Source organism: Agrobacterium sp. T29 (assembly GCF_006970545.1).
Taxonomy (GTDB): Bacteria; Pseudomonadota; Alphaproteobacteria; order Rhizobiales; family Rhizobiaceae; genus Agrobacterium; species Agrobacterium leguminum.
In genome coordinates this window covers 1435588-1451936 of the sequence record NZ_CP040640.1, presented here as the reverse complement: position 1 = coordinate 1451936, position 16349 = coordinate 1435588, and the positions used below count along the sequence as shown (strand labels likewise).

General features: G+C 58.2%; 15 protein-coding genes and 1 tRNA gene. 10 read left to right on the top strand and 6 right to left on the bottom strand.

Annotated elements, in window-relative coordinates:
- Nucleotides 1-282 precede the first annotated feature (282 nt).
- The 3 genes from gpt to FGF54_RS07315 form a co-directional block, all read right to left on the bottom strand.
- Nucleotides 283-780: a xanthine phosphoribosyltransferase gene (gene gpt, locus FGF54_RS07325; protein ID WP_003523375.1), complete on the bottom strand. Its 498-nt coding sequence runs from the start codon at nucleotides 778-780 to the stop codon at nucleotides 283-285.
- Nucleotides 781-890: 110 nt separating this feature from the next.
- A complete protein-coding gene (locus FGF54_RS07320; RefSeq protein ID WP_142779320.1) occupies nucleotides 891-1736 on the bottom strand; it encodes a universal stress protein in 846 nt (281 codons plus the stop codon).
- A gap of 221 nt (nucleotides 1737-1957) precedes the next feature.
- On the bottom strand, nucleotides 1958-2749 hold the full coding sequence (locus FGF54_RS07315; protein ID WP_003523372.1) for a competence/damage-inducible protein A: 792 nt from the start codon (nucleotides 2747-2749) through the stop codon (nucleotides 1958-1960).
- Nucleotides 2750-3027: 278 nt separating this feature from the next.
- Between FGF54_RS07315 and wrbA the strand changes: the two genes are divergently transcribed.
- A complete protein-coding gene (wrbA, locus tag FGF54_RS07310) occupies nucleotides 3028-3627 on the top strand; it encodes an NAD(P)H:quinone oxidoreductase type IV (RefSeq protein WP_003509751.1) in 600 nt (199 codons plus the stop codon).
- 512 nt (nucleotides 3628-4139) lie between these two features.
- Here the strand turns inward: wrbA and FGF54_RS07300 are convergent.
- Complete coding sequence (locus FGF54_RS07300) at nucleotides 4140-4385, bottom strand: DUF982 domain-containing protein (protein ID WP_003523370.1); 246 nt, start codon at nucleotides 4383-4385, stop codon at nucleotides 4140-4142.
- A 94-nt stretch (nucleotides 4386-4479) separates the two neighbouring features.
- Complete coding sequence (locus tag FGF54_RS07295; protein ID WP_142779319.1) at nucleotides 4480-4785, bottom strand: hypothetical protein; 306 nt, start codon at nucleotides 4783-4785, stop codon at nucleotides 4480-4482.
- A 707-nt stretch (nucleotides 4786-5492) separates the two neighbouring features.
- Between FGF54_RS07295 and FGF54_RS07285 the strand changes: the two genes are divergently transcribed.
- From FGF54_RS07285 to exoR, 9 genes are all read left to right on the top strand, one after another.
- Nucleotides 5493-5645 (top strand): DUF3309 family protein, encoded by a 153-nt coding sequence (locus FGF54_RS07285; RefSeq protein ID WP_003495626.1) that lies wholly within the window; start codon nucleotides 5493-5495, stop codon nucleotides 5643-5645.
- A gap of 239 nt (nucleotides 5646-5884) precedes the next feature.
- Nucleotides 5885-5958, top strand: a tRNA-Cys gene (locus tag FGF54_RS07280).
- Between the two features lie 179 nt (nucleotides 5959-6137).
- On the top strand, nucleotides 6138-6890 hold the full coding sequence (locus FGF54_RS07275) for a DUF3800 domain-containing protein (protein ID WP_142779318.1): 753 nt from the start codon (nucleotides 6138-6140) through the stop codon (nucleotides 6888-6890).
- A 371-nt stretch (nucleotides 6891-7261) separates the two neighbouring features.
- A complete protein-coding gene (locus tag FGF54_RS07270) occupies nucleotides 7262-7933 on the top strand; it encodes a protein-L-isoaspartate O-methyltransferase (protein ID WP_035263968.1) in 672 nt (223 codons plus the stop codon).
- Nucleotides 7934-8323: 390 nt separating this feature from the next.
- Entirely contained in the window at nucleotides 8324-9331 is a 1008-nt protein-coding gene (gene popZ / locus FGF54_RS07265; RefSeq protein ID WP_142779317.1) for a cell division protein PopZ, read from the top strand.
- Between the two features lie 219 nt (nucleotides 9332-9550).
- Nucleotides 9551-12394, top strand: coding sequence for a valine--tRNA ligase (locus tag FGF54_RS07260; protein ID WP_142779316.1), 2844 nt, complete (start codon nucleotides 9551-9553; stop codon nucleotides 12392-12394).
- Nucleotides 12395-12855: 461 nt separating this feature from the next.
- Complete coding sequence (locus tag FGF54_RS07255) at nucleotides 12856-14145, top strand: outer membrane protein transport protein (RefSeq protein ID WP_035263977.1); 1290 nt, start codon at nucleotides 12856-12858, stop codon at nucleotides 14143-14145.
- Between the two features lie 268 nt (nucleotides 14146-14413).
- Nucleotides 14414-14716, top strand: coding sequence for a hypothetical protein (locus FGF54_RS07250; protein ID WP_223215637.1), 303 nt, complete (start codon nucleotides 14414-14416; stop codon nucleotides 14714-14716).
- The gene (gene exoR, locus FGF54_RS07245; RefSeq protein WP_142779315.1) at nucleotides 14710-15504 is read left to right on the top strand and encodes an exopolysaccharide production regulator ExoR; all 795 of its coding nucleotides are present in this window, start codon (nucleotides 14710-14712) and stop codon (nucleotides 15502-15504) included. The genes FGF54_RS07250 and exoR overlap by 7 nt, the downstream gene beginning before the upstream one ends.
- Nucleotides 15505-15546: 42 nt before the next feature.
- Here the strand turns inward: exoR and xth are convergent, their stop codons facing one another.
- Nucleotides 15547-16344, bottom strand: coding sequence for an exodeoxyribonuclease III (gene xth, locus FGF54_RS07240; protein ID WP_142779314.1), 798 nt, complete (start codon nucleotides 16342-16344; stop codon nucleotides 15547-15549).
- Nucleotides 16345-16349 lie beyond the last annotated feature (5 nt).

Below are 16349 nucleotides of genomic sequence, written 5' to 3'. Positions count from 1 at the left end.
ATTGAAACCCATTTTTAACCACAAGATATTGTGTGGAGTGCCTGTGGAAAACGGGGATAGGAAAAGCTCTTAGAAAAATCAGTGACTTGGCGGGAAAGTTTGAAGCTTGCGCGAGGCTGGTTTCCGCAACGGAAAGGCAAAACCCCGCATTTCCGGGGTGCGGCATAAAGGCGACACTGCGGTTTTTCCGTGTTTTTTAGCTGTCGTCAGAAAGGCGTTTCCCGACAAAAAAACCGCCCCGATGGGGCGGTTTCAAAGCGTCATTTTCCCCTGCGGGGCTGGTCAGCCGCGCGATCCCTTGGCAATCGGCTCCTGATAGGTGAAGCCCATGTCCCAGGGGAAATAAATCCAGGTGTCCTGGCTGACTTCGGTGACGAAGGTGTCGATGGTCGGCACGCCCTTCGGCTTGGCGTAAACACAGGCGAAATGTGCCTTGGGCAGCATTTCACGCACTTCGAGCGCCGTCTTGCCGGTATCGGTCAGGTCGTCCAGCACCAGCACGCCTTCGCCGCCATCCGCTGAAAGTTCCGGGGCGACACCCTTCAGCAGAACCGTTTCGCCCTGATTGACGTAATCATGACGGGTGGCGATGCAGACCGTGTCGATCAGGCGGATATTCAGTTCGCGGGAAATGATCGCCGCCGGCACGAGGCCGCCGCGGGTGATACAGACGATCGCGCGGAACTCCCGCTCAAGGCCGGCAAGACGCCAGGCAAGCGCACGGGCATCGCGGTGGAACTGGTCCCAGGAGACGGGAAAGGCTTTATCGGGAAGGGACATGTCGTCTACCATCTGGTCAAAATTGTCGATGGCTTTGGCTAATAGCCGCAAGACCGGCAAAAAGGCAAGCTTTCCGCACGGTCTTGTGGCTCAATCCACTTCCACCGATTTTAACGCGACAGCAGCGTCAGCGCCGTCATGGAATCGAGCAGGGTACGGGTAACACCGCCGAACAGCAGTTCCCACCAGCGGGAATGACCGTAAGCGCCCATGACAAGAAGGTCGATGCTGTTATCGGACAGCCGGTTTTCGATGGCCGCCTGCGGCGAGACACCGGCGATCTTTTCCTGCGAGGTCACGGTGACGTTGACGCCGTGGCGGGCAAGCGTGGCGGCCAGTTCCGCGCCGGCGAGCCCGGAAGACTGCGTTTCGCTCTCGGCCTGATCGACGGAGAATATCTCGACGCTATCGGCTGCCTTGAGGAAGGGCAGGGCGTCGAACGTGGCGCGGGTCGCCTCGCGCGAGCCGTTCCAGGCGATCAGGACGCGCTTGATCGGTTTCGCAACGGTCAGCACATGCGGCACGAGGAGAACGGGGCGGCCGCTTTCATAGAGGAAACCGTCAATATCCGAACGGCTGTCGGAAAGTGCGGAGGAGTTGCTCTGGCGGGCGACGATGAGATCGGCGCAACGGGCGCTGTCGATGGCCGATGCGGAGGCGTAACCCACAGATGTGACGAAGCTGCGCCATTCATGCGAGATGCCGTTGGCGGCCAGCGTACGCTCGAAGATAGTGCCGACATCGGTGGTTTCCTTATGCGCCACGTCCTGCAGCGCCTGCACGGTGGCGGGATCGGGAATTTCCATCGGCGCGACGAGGGGAACGGCGGCCAGCGTCTCCATATGCAGGCCGATCACATGCGAGGAAAACTGATCGGCAAGGCTTACCACGAATTCGCCAAGCTTTTGCGTGTTCGAAACATTGTCGACCACTGCCAATATCGTCTTGTAACCCATTTCTCTCTCCTCGGTGACATGTCGTTTTCAGATCGTTCTGGCTTTTCTTCGAATCGCCAGAACGATCTAAGTCTCTGTTTTATGCATTGTCCGGACGGAAAAGCTGTTGCGCTTTTCCTGGAAATGCTCAGGGGGAGAGTGGCCGCCTTTACAGGCCGCCACCTTGATTTTGGTCAAAGCTTCCCGGTCTCAAGCCTTTTCTGTCTCAAGCCTTTTCTGCCTTAGGCGGTTGCATCGCCCTTGCTGGCTGCCAGTCTTTTTTCATGGCCGATGGTCTCGATCATGGCCGCAACCGCGTCTGCTGCCGCCTTCAGGACGCCGGCGTCGCGGGCGCGCACCACGATCTCCGTCGAAAAACGCTGCCCGTCATATTTGGGATAGGAGCCGATGCTGGTTTCGGGATGGGCTTTCTGGATGGCCGTCAGCGGCGTGCCGATATCGCCTTCGCCATAGGGCGACCGCACCGCCTGCGACATGACCTTCGCGCCGGTGCGCAGCGTCGGCATGACATTGTCCAGCATGGCCTGAAACACCTGCGGCACGCCAGCCATGACGTAAACATTGCCGATGACGAAGCCGGGGGCGACGGAAACGGGATTGGCGATGTGAGCGGCCCCCCTCGGCATGCGCGCCATGCGCTTGCGCGCCTCGGTGAATTCCATCTCGCGGACGCGATACATGTCACCCAGCAGGCGCAGCGCCTCGGCATCGTGCTCGCAGGGCAGGCCGAACGCCGCAGAGACCGCATCCGCGGTGATGTCGTCATGGGTCGGGCCGATGCCGCCTGACGTGAAGACATAGTCATAGCGGCCGCGCAACGCGTTCAGCGCTTCCACGATCGCTTCCTCCTCATCGGCGACGATGCGCACTTCCTTCAGGTCGATGCCGGACATGGTGAGGACATCCGCGAGGTGGCCGATATTCTTGTCCTTGGTGCGGCCCGAAAGCAGTTCGTCGCCAATGGCAAGCATGGCGGCGGTCACGACGGATTGGGCGGAGGAGGGATTGGACATGGTTGCACTCGTCATCTGTTTCACCCGACGTTAACGCCGCGCCAGCGCGAATGCAAAGCGGTTTTGAAGAAACGCAAAAGGGGGATTGGTTGACGATGGCTGCGAGCGTTCACTCATCGTGAACAGTGCGTATGCCAATCCCCGGCTGGCGGCAGACCGATCCGTCCGCTACCTTTTTGTCATACGCTTTTTACAGGTCAAAGCCGATGATCATTGAGTTTTTAAAGAAGCTTGTCGCCGGTGCGCCGGAAACAGTTCCAGCAAAGGAAACGAAGAGAATGACGAAGGTTCTGGTACTTTATTACTCCTCTTACGGTCATATCGAGAAAATGGCCTATGCCGTTGCCGAGGGCGTGAAGTCCACCGGCGCGGAAGCCGTTGTGAAGCGCGTTCCCGAACTCGTTCCGGAAGAAGTTGCTAAGTCTTCCCATTTCAAGCTGGATCAGCCGGCCCCGGTGGCGACGGTGGACGAATTGGCGGATTACGACGCCATCATCGTCGGCGCCGGCACGCGTTTCGGCACGGTCGCCTCGCAGATGCGCAATTTCTGGGACCAGACCGGCGGCCTGTGGTTCAGCGGCAAGCTGGTCGGCAAGGTCGGTTCGGCCTTCACCTCTTCCGCCACCCAGCATGGCGGCCAGGAATCGACCATTCTCGGCTTCATCCCCACCTTCCTGCACCATGGCATGGCGGTCGTCGGTCTGCCCTATGCTTTCCAGGGCCAGATGGGCGTCGATGAAATCAAGGGCGGCTCGCCCTATGGCGCCTCCACCATCACCGATGGCGACGGCTCGCGCCAGCCTTCCGAAATCGAACTGGAAGCCGCTCGTTATCAGGGCGCGCATGTCGCCAAACTGGCCGCCAAGCTTTCCGCCTGATTGGATGATCTGTTGAAAAAAATGCGGCCCACAAGGCCGCATTTTTTAATGCCGGAACGTCACGTCGCCGGTCCTGTCGAAGAAGAATTTTTGCCGTGGGTCAGATCGGTAGGTTGACCATGAAAAGGCAGCTTGCGACCACGAAGCCGAGCATCGAGATTTCGAGAAAACCGTTCAATCCGTCACGCATTCCAATCCTCCTCCTGTTGGATGAAAAGAGAACGGTCAGAGTTTATCGCGGTTCCATAACGAAAGAATGAAATTCAGGAAATTCTAATGTCCACTCGCCCCGTCTTCCGGCGGAGAGGATTTTCGCGCTTCAGCCGGTGACGACGAAGGCCACCACGAGGTGGCCGAGAAGGCCGATCGCCAGGCAGGAGAGGAGAAAAATGAACAGGGCTTTTTTCATGTTTCCGGAAGCTTCCATCTGTTGCGATCCATCCAACGTCTTATCCTGAAAAGCTGACGCCGCAGGCGGCATTTTTAGTCGACGGCCCGCAGGTGTTCCGCCGTCAGGCCTTGATATCGAGGCCTGCTTCGATTGCGGCTGCGATGAAGGCCTTGCGCGCATCCTCGGGCTTTTTCCTGCCGGCATCGACGGCGGCGCAGATCAGCAGCGCCTTGTCCAGCGCATCGCCGTCTTCAATCGGCCAATCCTCGATCAGCGCCCAGGAGGCCGCCTGCGTGGTGTCGATGCTCGTATAGTCGCCCGGCGTTTCGAACGCGATCAGGACGGGTTTTTGCCAGCGCGTATTCATCGCCTATCCATAGTGGTTGTTGCGCCCGGCTCTAAACCAAGCGGCCAGGATGCGCAATCCCGTTACCGGCCCGTTTCGCGCGGTTGCGGTGCGGTCAGTCGTCGCGCCCGAACAGCCATTCGCGGATGATGCGGCGGTCGATGAGTTCCAGCGAGCGGTCCGGCGCGATGCGGTAGGTTTCCACCGCCCGCGTGCTGCCGTCGATGCGGAATTCATGGGTGAAGGTACTGCCGATCGGCGATTTCGTCAGTTTGGTGCGCGGCTGGCCTCTGTAGATGATGCTGCCGGGGATGGGTTCGACATAGGGCGCGGGGCCGACATAGGCGGCCGGTCCGGCCGTGGTGCATCCGGCAAGCGCTAGTGTAAGCGCGATAGCGGCCGGCGATACGAGCGTTTTCATCCTGTCCTCCGAAGTGCGTCTGGGAAAACGATGTCGAAGCGCGGCGGTTCCCGGCGGGCAGGGGGCCGGAGACGATTTCCCCGACTATTTGCTCTTCGGATTCTGAATGTCGCGCGCGACCCAGCGAAAGAAAAAGTAGACGAGGAGGCCGAAGATGAAAAGCGGGATGAGGTTCGCAAAACCGGACATATGATTCTCGTTTCTCCCTCCCGGTCCGGGGTCTAGCCGGAGTGAAACCGGCAAGGCAAGGGGAACGAGAACACAGTCGGTAAAATATCCGTGTGCCTGCAAAGGAGAATTCGAGAAGCGTGGGGAGGGGCGGGAGAGATCTGGCGCACTGCCAGTGATGCCAGATCTCTCCGTCTCCCGCCAGTTTCAGGGTACGGGGGACTAGCGCTAATATGACGGACAACTGCCGATAGACATAGGCCGAGAAATTACCTCGAATAAATCGCTGCTTTGGTGAAGGCCGGTGAGCGCCAGCCCGCTGCAGCTCTTCAGGGCTTTTTGCGGCGATGTAATTAGCCAGAGAATTATTTCCCGAGACGGAGCAGGCAAGGCCGCATTCCTGAATTTCCGGTGTAACCCGTTGAAACGGAAGATGATGCCTTTCCACCATTGTGCTGCCGACTATACAGGAAAGGGAACTTTTTGCGCGTTTCATCATTCAAACAGGCAGGACACATGCCAATAGTGGAGGGTTACACATGCTCGGCACCATCCTCGTCATCCTGCTCATTCTTTTCCTGATCGGCGCACTGCCAAGCTGGGGTTACCATAATTATGGCTATGGCCCGTCAGGCGGTCTCGGACTGGTTCTGGTGATCGTCCTGATCCTGGTTCTGCTTGGGCGGATTTGACCGGCCGGCACAGGAAATGCAGCATTGCCCGCAACGGCGCAAACGTGCCGGATGCGGGCTTTGTTTCTTCTGAAATATGAGGCAGATACAAAAAGCTTCGGAATCTTAAGCGCTTAGGAGGTCGGCCTTAGCGGTATGCCGGTCCGATCCGAAAAAACACCACATTCGGAACGAACCCTCTTGCGCCCATAATGGATTCGTTCTAAATGCCCGCCATCGCTTGATTGATGAGCGTGTGAGGCCTCGTGGCGGAGTGGTGACGCAGAGGACTGCAAATCCTTGTACCCCGGTTCAATTCCGGGCGAGGCCTCCAAAATCTCACCGAAAAGATATTTAATCCAGATCGCAGGCGCGAAATGCAACGCGATACGATTTGCTGGACTTAGACTAGGCTTTGTTAATGTGCCGGTCGTCTGCACTACAGATACTTGACTTCCTAAACGCGCCGGTCATTTTTGCTAGTGCGATAACGGCGCGCTGACGGGGGGATTGATGCATCTGTGCTTTGTAGATGAAAGCGGCACTCCGCCTTCATCACCAAATCCAGAGCGGCCCTACTTTACGCTCGGCGCAATTATCATAAAAGATGAGGACTGGCGCGATGTCGCAGCTGTTATTCGGGGCTACTGCACGCGAAATAAGATAAAAGGTGAGCTAAAATGGCGATTTTTCTCACCGCACAATTCTTCCTCCGACAATCCTATGCTTGGAAAAAGCGCAGAAGAGCGAAAAAAATTAAGCCTTGAACTCGCGAATATAATTGCAGACTCCCGTGTAACAATTATCGCTTGTGTTACTGATATTGGTGCGGCATTTGAATATGCGTCGGTAACAAACCAGCAGGAGCTATATCATTTCGCTTACAAGCCGCTTTCCGAAAGGTTTCAGTATTTTCTGCAGGACAATAAAAGTCTTGGAATAATAATTGCTGATCATAGAGGCCGCGATAATGATCGACTATTCAGAGCGCATCATGATGCTCTCTTGGCTAAATCTGGAAAGTCAATATCTGGATACAATAGATTGATTGAGGGCCTTCTACTTCAGGATTCATGTCATTCAATCGGCATACAGCTAGCTGATTTTATTTCTGGCGCAATCCATCGTGCCTATTCAACAAAAGACGGTGAACTAGCAAAAATCCTTAAGCGGCGGATTAGAGCGAAACCTGATGGCACGATTCAAGGTCATGGCATTGTCCACCATCCGCGTGACAAGTTCAGAAAAGACCTTGATAGAAAGTAGACGCCGGGCGAGGCCGTAGCCTCGACGCCATAGATGTCAGGCTCCCGAGCGCGTTATATATGTAATTGATTCTCGTTAATATTCAAGAAACGGTTTTCTAATCGTGTAGTGTCAGCCTCGACAAATTATTTCGCGATGGCGGTGCTGAAATGCTAAGTGAATATAAGCAATAATCTATTGTGGTCGCCATTTGTCGAGCCCACGAGAATTTCGACGATTTCGCTTTTTCCCACACATCCGGCTTAGCGCGCTTGAAAGCGTGCGCTTGGGCAATTATGAGATTATCCAAAGGCGAGGGGGAGCCCCTGCCGTTTTGAGCTTTTGGAGCCGAGGCTTCCCGACCGGCATCCGTGAAATTGAGGCGATACGATATGATGGATTTCGAAACCGCACGCGCCAATATGGTCGACAGCCAGTTGCGCACGACCGACGTGACGTCGCATTCCGTGCTGAAGGCGTTTTTGAGCGTGCCGCGCGAGGCATTCGTGCCGGCGGGCGTGCGGCAGATTGCCTATGTGGACGAAGACCTGCAGATCTGTCCCGCCCGCGATGGCCGTCCGGCCCGTTATGTCATGAAGACCTCGCCGCTGGCGAAGCTGCTGCAGCTTTCGGCCGTGTCGAAGGAGGACGTGGTGCTGGAAGTCGGCGGCGGCGCAGGTTATGCGGCTGCCATCCTTTCGCAGCTTGCCGGTTCGGTGGTTTCCCTTGAAAGCGATGAGGCGCTGGCCGCACAGGCGACCGAGACGCTCGCTTCGCTTGGATATGACAATGTCGCGGTCGTGACCGGCGATCTCGAAAAGGGCTATGCGGGCGAGGCGCCCTATGACCTCGTTTTCATCAACGGCTCGGTGGAGGAAGTGCCGGCGGCACTGACCGACCAGCTGCGCGACGGCGGCCGTCTGGTTGTCGTCGTCGGATATGGCGGCGCCGCGAAGGCCACCGTCTATCGCCGCGATGGCAACAGCACATCGGCCGCCACTTTCTTCAATGCTTCGGTCAAGCCGCTGCCGGGTTTTGCCAAGGCGGCCGAATTCGTTTTCTGATCGGCAAACGATCATCTTCTTTTTTGACGCCGGGGTGGAGTTTCCGCCCCGGCGTTTTTATGTTCGGTTTGCCAGCGGAGCGCATCCTTTCGGGCCGTTCTCACAAAGCTGTGCATCATCACGAAACTTGTCGAATCAGTGATTTAGTTCCTCGCTATGCTGACCTAAACTAAGGGTGATTCGGGGTGTGCGTATTTCTGCCCCGCATGATCCTGCGACAGGGACGGCGAAATGCTCAAGCGCTTGGCCGACCATGTTTCAGAGCATCGGTGTGACGATCGATTTCGGTTGTCGAAAACGCGATGTGAAAATTGAACAGGTCAAGGAGCGCTCATCCGGTGTCCGAGGGATGCGGCAAGGGCGTTCGAAGAGTGGAAACCGGGGATTGATATGGCTCAGCCAAGCGTAGCGCGTGAACCGTCCATGGAAGAGATTCTGGCGTCTATCCGCCGGATCATCGAAAGCAACGAGACCGGACCTGCCGGTGCGTTTTCCGGGCAGTTGCCGCCGGTCTATGACGATGAAGACGAGGCTGCGAGCGAAGCGGCCTTCGTAGCGGAGCCCATCAGCCCGCCGGCGCGCGTTCCCCCCGCCGCAAACCAGGCTTTTGGCGCACGGCCTGCGCAGGATTTTTCGCCGATTTCTGAAGGGCCCATGGCTGAACGGCAGGAAAGCTCCGCCGAGAAGACCATGTCCCTTGCCGATGTTGCCGCCCGTGTGCGTGCCGCCGCAGACCGTAACGCCGCCATGGGGCCGCAGGCTTTCGCCGCGCAGGCCCAGCGTGGCGCGGCCGAGACCGCGCCGTCGGCTGCTGCGCCGACCGTATCGCAGCCTTTGTCCGCGCCGTCTTCCGAACGCGCCGCACCGCAGCGCCCGACGGATGTTCGGCCGCTGATGGCGGCTGCGGCCGCCGCGAGCGTGAGCGAGCAGCCGGCATCTGGCGTGAGCGAGCAGCCGGCACCTTTTGCCGCTGAGGATCGCGCCGCTGCTGCCGCCATCGAAAGCGCGTCTTCGGCCGAAAACCGCTTCGATCAGCTTTCGCTGCGCGGGGCGCTCGAAACGCCGCTGACAGCGGAGCGTTTCGATATTGCGGTGCTGGAGCCTGTCGTTGAGAAACGGGCATTCGATCTGGCTGAGCCACAGGCAAAAGACGAGGCGGGTGTCGAGGGCGGTCTGTCGCTCAATCTTCTTTCCGCCGCTGCCGGTGCGCAGATCGCCCGTTCGTTCAGCGAGTTGGCGCAGGTTTTCGACGGCGTCGAGCGGCGCTCGATCGAGGATATGGCCGCCGAAATGCTGCGCCCGATGCTGCAGGACTGGCTGGAAGACAATCTGCCGACGCTCGTGGAGCGTCTGGTGCGCGAGGAAATCGAGCGCGTGGCGCGCGGTTCGCGCCGCTAAGTTCCGCTCCGGCCGCATCTGCGATTGCGGCGGATGCGACGAAACAGGGGCCGCTCCGGCATCGGGGCGGCTTTTTTGTTGAAGATGAAGGTGTTATGGGGTCATAGTCACCCGTGGGTCCGCTCAATGGTTGGCTCGCGGGCGGGTTTCTGTTGACTCTCTCCCGTCCATCCTTATTTAAAAAAATCCACACAAGAACTCTAAAATTCAGGTCAGGAAATGCTCGAAAAGACCTACGATTCCGCATCCGTCGAACCGAAGATCGCCAAAGCCTGGGACGAGGCTAACGCTTTTCGTGCCGGCGCCAACGCCAAGCCGGGCGCGGAAACCTTCACCATCGTCATCCCGCCGCCGAATGTGACCGGCTCCCTGCATATGGGCCACGCGCTCAACAACACGCTGCAGGATATTCTGGTCCGCTTCGAGCGCATGCGCGGCAAGGACGTGCTGTGGCAGCCGGGCATGGACCATGCCGGCATCGCCACGCAGATGGTCGTCGAGCGCAAGCTGATGGAGCAGCAGCTTCCGGGCCGTCGCGAGATGGGCCGCGAGGCTTTCGTGGAGAAAGTCTGGGAATGGAAGGCCGAATCCGGCGGCCTGATCTTCAACCAGCTGAAACGTCTCGGCGCCTCCTGCGACTGGTCGCGTGAGCGCTTCACCATGGATGAGGGGCTTTCCGAGGCCGTCCTCGAGGTCTTCGTCACCCTTTACAAGCAGAACCTGATTTACAAGGACAAGCGCCTCGTCAACTGGGATCCGAAGCTGCAGACTGCGATTTCCGACATGGAAGTCGAACAGATCGAGGTGAAGGGCAACCTTTGGCACTTCCGTTATCCGCTGGAAAAGGGTGTCACCTATCAATACCCGGTCGCTTTCGACGAGGAGGGCAAGCCCACCGAGTTCGAAACGCGCGACTATATCGTCGTCGCCACGACGCGGCCCGAAACCATGCTCGGCGATACCGGCGTTGCGGTGAACCCGAAGGATGAACGGTACAAGGGCATCATCGGCAAGCATGTCATCCTGCCGATCGTCGGCCGCAAAATCCCGATCGTCGCCGATGACTATGCTGACCCGACAGCCGGCACGGGCGCGGTTAAGATCACGCCTGCGCATGACTTCAACGATTTCGAAGTCGGCAAGCGCTGCGGCCTGCGCGCCATCAACATCATGAATATCGACGGCACGATCTCCATCAAGGAGAACGAGGATTTCCTCGAGGGGCTCAGCCATCCCGCGGCGCTGCATGGCGCATGGGATCGTCTGGAAGGACAGGACCGCTTTACCGCCCGCAAGATCATCGTCGAAATCTTCGAGGAAGCCGGCCTGCTCGACAAGATCGAGCCGCACAAGCATGTCGTGCCGCATGGCGACCGTGGCGGCGTGCCGATCGAGCCGCGCCTGACCGACCAGTGGTGGGTGGATAACAAGACGCTCGCCCAGCCGGCGATTGCCTCGGTTCGCGAAGGCCGCACCAATTTCGTGCCGAAGAACTGGGAAAACACCTACTTCCAGTGGATGGAAAACATCCAGCCCTGGTGCATTTCGCGGCAATTGTGGTGGGGTCACCAGATCCCCGCATGGTATGGCCCGGACGGACAGGTCTTCGTCGAGAAGACCGAAGAAGAGGCGCTTCAGGCGGCCATCCAGCACTATATCGCCCATGAAGGTCCGTGGAAGGCCTGGGTCGAGGAAAAGCTTGAGAACTTCAAGCCGGGCGAAATCCTGACCCGCGACGAAGACGTGCTCGACACCTGGTTCTCGTCGGCGCTGTGGCCGTTCTCCACGCTCGGCTGGCCCGAGCAGACACCGGAACTGGCGCGCTATTATCCGACCAACGTGCTGGTGACCGGTTTCGACATCATCCCGTTCTGGGTGGTGCGGATGATGCAGATGGGCCTGCATTTCATGAAGGACGATGCGGGCAACCCGGTCGAGCCTTTCAGCACGGTCTATATCCACGCGCTGGTTCGCGACAAGAACGGCCAGAAGATGTCGAAGTCCAAGGGCAACGTCATCGATCCGCTGGAACTGATCGACGAATATGGTGCGGATGCGCTGCGTTTCACGCTCGCCATCATGGCGGCGCAGGGCCGCGACGTGAAGCTCGATCCGGCGCGTATCGCCGGTTATCGCAACTTCGGCACCAAGCTCTGGAATGCGACCCGTTTTGCCGAGATGAACGGCGTGAAGCGCGATCCGCATTTCCTTGCAGAAACCGCGTCGCTGACCATCAACCGCTGGATCCTGACCGAGCTTGCCAATACGGCGCGCGACGTGACGGCGGCGCTCGAGAACTTCCGTTTCAACGATGCCTCCGGCATTCTCTACCGTTTCGTCTGGAACCAGTTCTGCGACTGGTATCTGGAATTGCTGAAGCCCGTCTTCAGCGGCGAAGACGAAAAGGCCAAGAGGGAATCGCAGGCCTGTGCGGCCTATGTTCTGGACGAGATTTACAAGCTCCTGCACCCCTTCATGCCCTTCATGACGGAAGAGCTGTGGGCGCATACGGCGGGCGAGGGCGAGGAGCGGGATAATCTGCTTTGCCTGACCGACTGGCCGGTGCCGGAATTCCGCGACGATGCCGCGGCGGCCGAAATCAACTGGCTGATCGATCTCGTCTCCGGCATTCGCTCCGCGCGCGCCGAGATGAACGTGCCGCCCGGCGCCACCGCTTCGCTGGTGGTTGTCGGCGCCAATACCTCCACCGAAGCGCGGCTCGACCGCCACGCCGCCGCCATCCGGCGCCTGGCGCGGGCGGATGAAATCCGCGCCGCCGATGTCGCACCGAAGGGCTCCGCGCAGATCATCGTCGGTGAGGCGACGGTGTGCCTGCCGCTTGGCAAGCTCATCGATCTGGCCGCCGAGGAAGCCCGTCTCGAAAAGGCGATCGGCAAGGTGGATGCGGAAATGGAACGCATCGACAAGAAGCTGTCGAACGAAAAATTCGTGGCCAATGCCGATCCGGAAGTGGTTGCCGCCGAGCGCGAGCGCAAGGCGGAGCTGGAAGTGCAGCTTGCAAGCCTGAGAACGGCGCTCATGCGGGTCAGCGAAGCGGGGTAATAGCTGCCTCTGGCTCTTTTATGAAAACAAAACGCCCCGTTCGAAACGGGGCGTTTTTTGTTTCCGCGTAACAATTCGTCTCGATTGATTGCTGCACTGCAATGGCGAATCATGTGCACCCGAAAGAGCGATTATTTCACGCCAGGTCCGGTCAAAAACCTCTGAAACAGCCGAAAAATCCAACAAAAACGGCCTGATAAGCGCGTTTCCTCGGGAAACCCGTGAGTGTGGTTATTTGGCGACAATTCCTGCCTCAAGTGGGAATTTGTTTCATTTTATGTCTGATTGCTTCAATGGGATTAGAAAAATAACCTAAAATGATTATGCAAGGGGATCGACATGAAATTCTTACGTAAAAAATGGAGAAGTGTCGCAGAACTGTGCCAGAGTGCGGCAGATTGTCATTTGCTGCGAAGCGCTTCACTCTTTTGATGATCACATTGCCTTGATTGGGGAGAGAGATGGCAAAAACTGCAATTTTTCGCGGCGCGGTATGTTTCGCAGTCAGCATCGCGGCGGTAACGCCCTCATTGGCTGGCGGCCTTGAGCGTGGCGGTTACAATATCGACCTGCTGTTCGATCCGTCCGATTATGTTCTCGATAGTTCCGCAACCTTCGTCGCGCCGCAGCGCAAGGTGGAGAATGCGCGGGACAATCCGCTGAAAAGCGGTCCTTTGCCTGCGTCCTGGTCCACGAGTGCAGATGATTCCGAAAATTTCTGGTCGACCCGCATCGGTGCCAAGGCGGCAATCGGTGATTTCGGCGACTGCATGTTCGATTACTCGCAACCGTGGGGCGCCCATCTCAATCCCGGCATCTGGCAGGGATCGAGCTACAATATCGAAACCAAGGTCAAGTCGCACAACTACGCTACCACCTGCCGGGTGAAGTTCGATCTTGGCAAAGGCGACTTCTCGATCATCGGCGGCGGTTTCTATCAGGAACTCAGCGGTTATAAATACCGTCAGGTTCTCGGGCCGGCCGTTCTGGGCCTCAATCCAGCCTGGTCCAGCTTCAGCGGCGTTGGCAAACTTGAGATGGAAGGTGACGGCTGGGGCTGGCGCGCCGGCATGGCCTACGAGATTCCCGAGATCGCCTTCCGTGCGAGCCTCGTTTACAACAGCGCCGTTGATCACGACCTGACCGGTTTCGCCGACGTCAGGGCGATCCCGCAGACGCCGCCGTCCATTTCTCCGACGCTTGCGAAATACGGTGGCAAGCTCGTGCCGATCTATGGCTCTGTTTCCATGCCAGACAGTATCGAACTCAAGGTGCAATCTGGTATCGCGCCGGACTGGCTTGCTTTCGGTTCGGTGAAGTGGACGGACTGGAGCCAGATTCAGGTCATTCCTTTCTGCGCGGTCGGCACGTCGCCGTGCGTTCCGAGCGGAGCTGACACGCTCAACACGCTTGACCTGTTTTATCGCGACGGCTGGACGATTTCGGGTGGCGTCGGTCACAAGTTCAACGAACAGTGGAGCGGTGCTGTGAGCCTGACCTGGGATCGCGGTACATCGACTATCATTGGCACCCAGACCGACACCTGGACGCTGGGCACGCAGATCGTCTACTCCCCGAACAAGAACATCGAGTTCAAGATTGCCGGCGCTCTCGGCCTCCTGACCTCCGGTAGCTCGTCCATCAATGGCGGACCGTGCGGTGCAGGCTTCACCTGCGGCAACGAGGCGGGCTACGACTTCGGCAACGACCTCGTCGCAGCCATCTCGACCGGTGTGAAGGTCAAGTTCTGACATCATCCTTCCGTAGATGTTAAAATAAAGGTCCGGTTTACCAACCGGGCCTTTTTTCATGCGCGACTATGATTCCTGCTCGATAAAATTTTCTAGCCCGAAAGTTTTGTGACGATTTGGCAACACTTTTCTGCAAGCGTGTGGGCGCGTTGGAATGTGAGCATATCTGTCCATTTCCCGCCACAAACAAGGTGCTTGGCTTATGTTTAAAGGCGCGGGAATGAAAGAACATGCAGGCGTTTGATGTGGGCCTGCGGAGTTGCAGAAAGTGAAAACGGGTTTGGATTCAGCGTTTAAGCAAGTAATACGGGAATTTCGCCCGGCTTTCTTGTCTGGCGCTGACCGGCGGATGACGGAATGCCGTTATGTTGCCGGAAATTATGCCTATATCTGTCTCACTGGAAAATTAGGGCAATTGCCGCAAAAGACCACCGGTGGTGCGCTGGAAAGTGCTGCCGGAAAGACGCAGTGTGTTCGAAAAATCGCGACCCGGCGGGGTTCGGCTTTGCAGTATTCCGCAAGTATTGGCTATATGCCGGGAAGAGTTGAGAGAAGTTCGCTGAAATGCTGAAATGTGAAGCCAACGTTTTAAAGCCGCTCCTCATGGGCATGTTGCTTGCGTCGCTCGCAATGCCTGCTGCGGCTTTTGACATCAATGCGGGCGTGACCAAGGAATCCGGCCCCTTCGACCTGTTCAAGTTCGGCTTCAAGGCCTACAAGAACGGCAACAAGGGCGAAGCCGTCGAGGCCTATCGCTACGCGGCTGAAAAGGGCCATACCGGCTCGCGCTGGGCGCTTGCCAATATGTATGCCTATGGCGATGGCGTCGCCAAGAACGACTTCGAAGCTTTCAAGATCTACAGCGAAATCGCCAATCAGGGCGTGGAGCCGGGTTCGGAAGATACCGGCTTTTTCGTCAACGCGCTGCTTTCCCTTGCGGATTATTACCGTCACGGCATTCCCGGCAGCCCGGTGAAGATGGACCTGTCGCAGGCCCGCCAGCTTTATTTCCAGGTTGCTTCCACGTTTGGCGTCGCTGAGGCGCAGTTCCGTCTGGCTGAGATGATTCTCGCCGGCGAGGGCGGCCGCGCCGATGTGCAGCAGGCCAAGAAGTGGCTCAACCAGGCCCGCAAGCACGGCCATGCCGGCGCCATGTCGATTTTCGGCAACCTGATCTTCCAGGAAGGCCAGACGACGCAGGGGCTGGCCTTCATGACGGCGGCGCTCGACAAGTGCACGGCAGCGGACTGCACCTGGATACAGAACCTGCAGGAGCAGGCTTTTTCGCTCGCCGGTGAGAACGATCGCCGCGCCGCTATCGCCCTGGCGCAGAACATGCAGTTCAACGATCCGGATTGAGGGTGCTGATAGGGGTGGTTTTATCCACCCGCCAGGCGTGGCTCAGCCGGCCGGACTGAAATCGAAATAACCGCAGACCGGCACATGGTCGGACGGTTTTTCCCAGGCTCGCACATGTTTTTCGATGCTGACGGATTGCAGCCTGTCGGCCGCTTCCGCTGACAGCATCAGATGATCGATGCGGATGCCATTGTTTTTCGGCCATGCCCCGGCCTGATAATCCCAGAAGGAATAAAGTCCTGCTTCATCCGTCGTCGCACGCGCGGCATCGGTGAAACCCAGATTCTCCAGCTTGCGGAAGGCTGCACGGGTCTTCGGCAGGAACAATGCGTCGCCTTCCCACACGCGTGGGTCGTGGCAATCGAAGGGCTCGGGAATGACGTTGTAGTCGCCCGCGAGGATCAGCGGCTCCTCGAGCGCGAGGCGATCTTCGGCAAAATGCCGCAGCCGTTCCATCCAGGCAAGCTTATAGGGATATTTCACCGGATCGTCCGGCGGATTGCCGTTCGGCAGGTAAAGCGAGCAGACGCGGATCGCGCCGCCATCGACGGAAAACACGCCTTCGATGAAACGCGCCTGTTCGTCGGCATCGTCACCCGGCAGGCCGCGATTGACCTCGTCGGGCTTGACCTTCGAGAGCAGCGCGACACCGTTGAAGCCCTTCTGGCCGTGGGTCTCGACGTGATAGCCGAGCGCCTCCAGCTCCAGCCGGGGAAAACCTTCGTCGACGGATTTGATTTCCTGAAGGCAGACGATATCGGGCGATGAATCCTTCAGCCACTGGCAGAGGTTTTCGATACGCGCCTTGACGCCGTTGATGTTCCAGGTGGCAATCTTCATCGGAG

What these genes read in the sequence shown, in the direction of transcription:
- gpt (WP_003523375.1), bottom strand. Translation starts at nt 780, where the DNA reads ATGTCCCTTCCCGATAAAGCCTTTCCCGTCTCCTGGGACCAGTTCCAC.
- FGF54_RS07320 (WP_142779320.1), bottom strand. Translation starts at nt 1,736, where the DNA reads ATGGGTTACAAGACGATATTGGCAGTGGTCGACAATGTTTCGAACACG.
- FGF54_RS07315 (WP_003523372.1), bottom strand. Translation starts at nt 2,749, where the DNA reads ATGTCCAATCCCTCCTCCGCCCAATCCGTCGTGACCGCCGCCATGCTT.
- wrbA (WP_003509751.1), top strand. Translation starts at nt 3,028, where the DNA reads ATGACGAAGGTTCTGGTACTTTATTACTCCTCTTACGGTCATATCGAG.
- FGF54_RS07300 (WP_003523370.1), bottom strand. Translation starts at nt 4,385, where the DNA reads ATGAATACGCGCTGGCAAAAACCCGTCCTGATCGCGTTCGAAACGCCG.
- FGF54_RS07295 (WP_142779319.1), bottom strand. Translation starts at nt 4,785, where the DNA reads ATGAAAACGCTCGTATCGCCGGCCGCTATCGCGCTTACACTAGCGCTT.
- FGF54_RS07285 (WP_003495626.1), top strand. Translation starts at nt 5,493, where the DNA reads ATGCTCGGCACCATCCTCGTCATCCTGCTCATTCTTTTCCTGATCGGC.
- FGF54_RS07275 (WP_142779318.1), top strand. Translation starts at nt 6,138, where the DNA reads ATGCATCTGTGCTTTGTAGATGAAAGCGGCACTCCGCCTTCATCACCA.
- FGF54_RS07270 (WP_035263968.1), top strand. Translation starts at nt 7,262, where the DNA reads ATGATGGATTTCGAAACCGCACGCGCCAATATGGTCGACAGCCAGTTG.
- popZ (WP_142779317.1), top strand. Translation starts at nt 8,324, where the DNA reads ATGGCTCAGCCAAGCGTAGCGCGTGAACCGTCCATGGAAGAGATTCTG.
- FGF54_RS07260 (WP_142779316.1), top strand. Translation starts at nt 9,551, where the DNA reads ATGCTCGAAAAGACCTACGATTCCGCATCCGTCGAACCGAAGATCGCC.
- FGF54_RS07255 (WP_035263977.1), top strand. Translation starts at nt 12,856, where the DNA reads ATGGCAAAAACTGCAATTTTTCGCGGCGCGGTATGTTTCGCAGTCAGC.
- exoR (WP_142779315.1), top strand. Translation starts at nt 14,710, where the DNA reads ATGCTGAAATGTGAAGCCAACGTTTTAAAGCCGCTCCTCATGGGCATG.
- xth (WP_142779314.1), bottom strand. Translation starts at nt 16,344, where the DNA reads ATGAAGATTGCCACCTGGAACATCAACGGCGTCAAGGCGCGTATCGAA.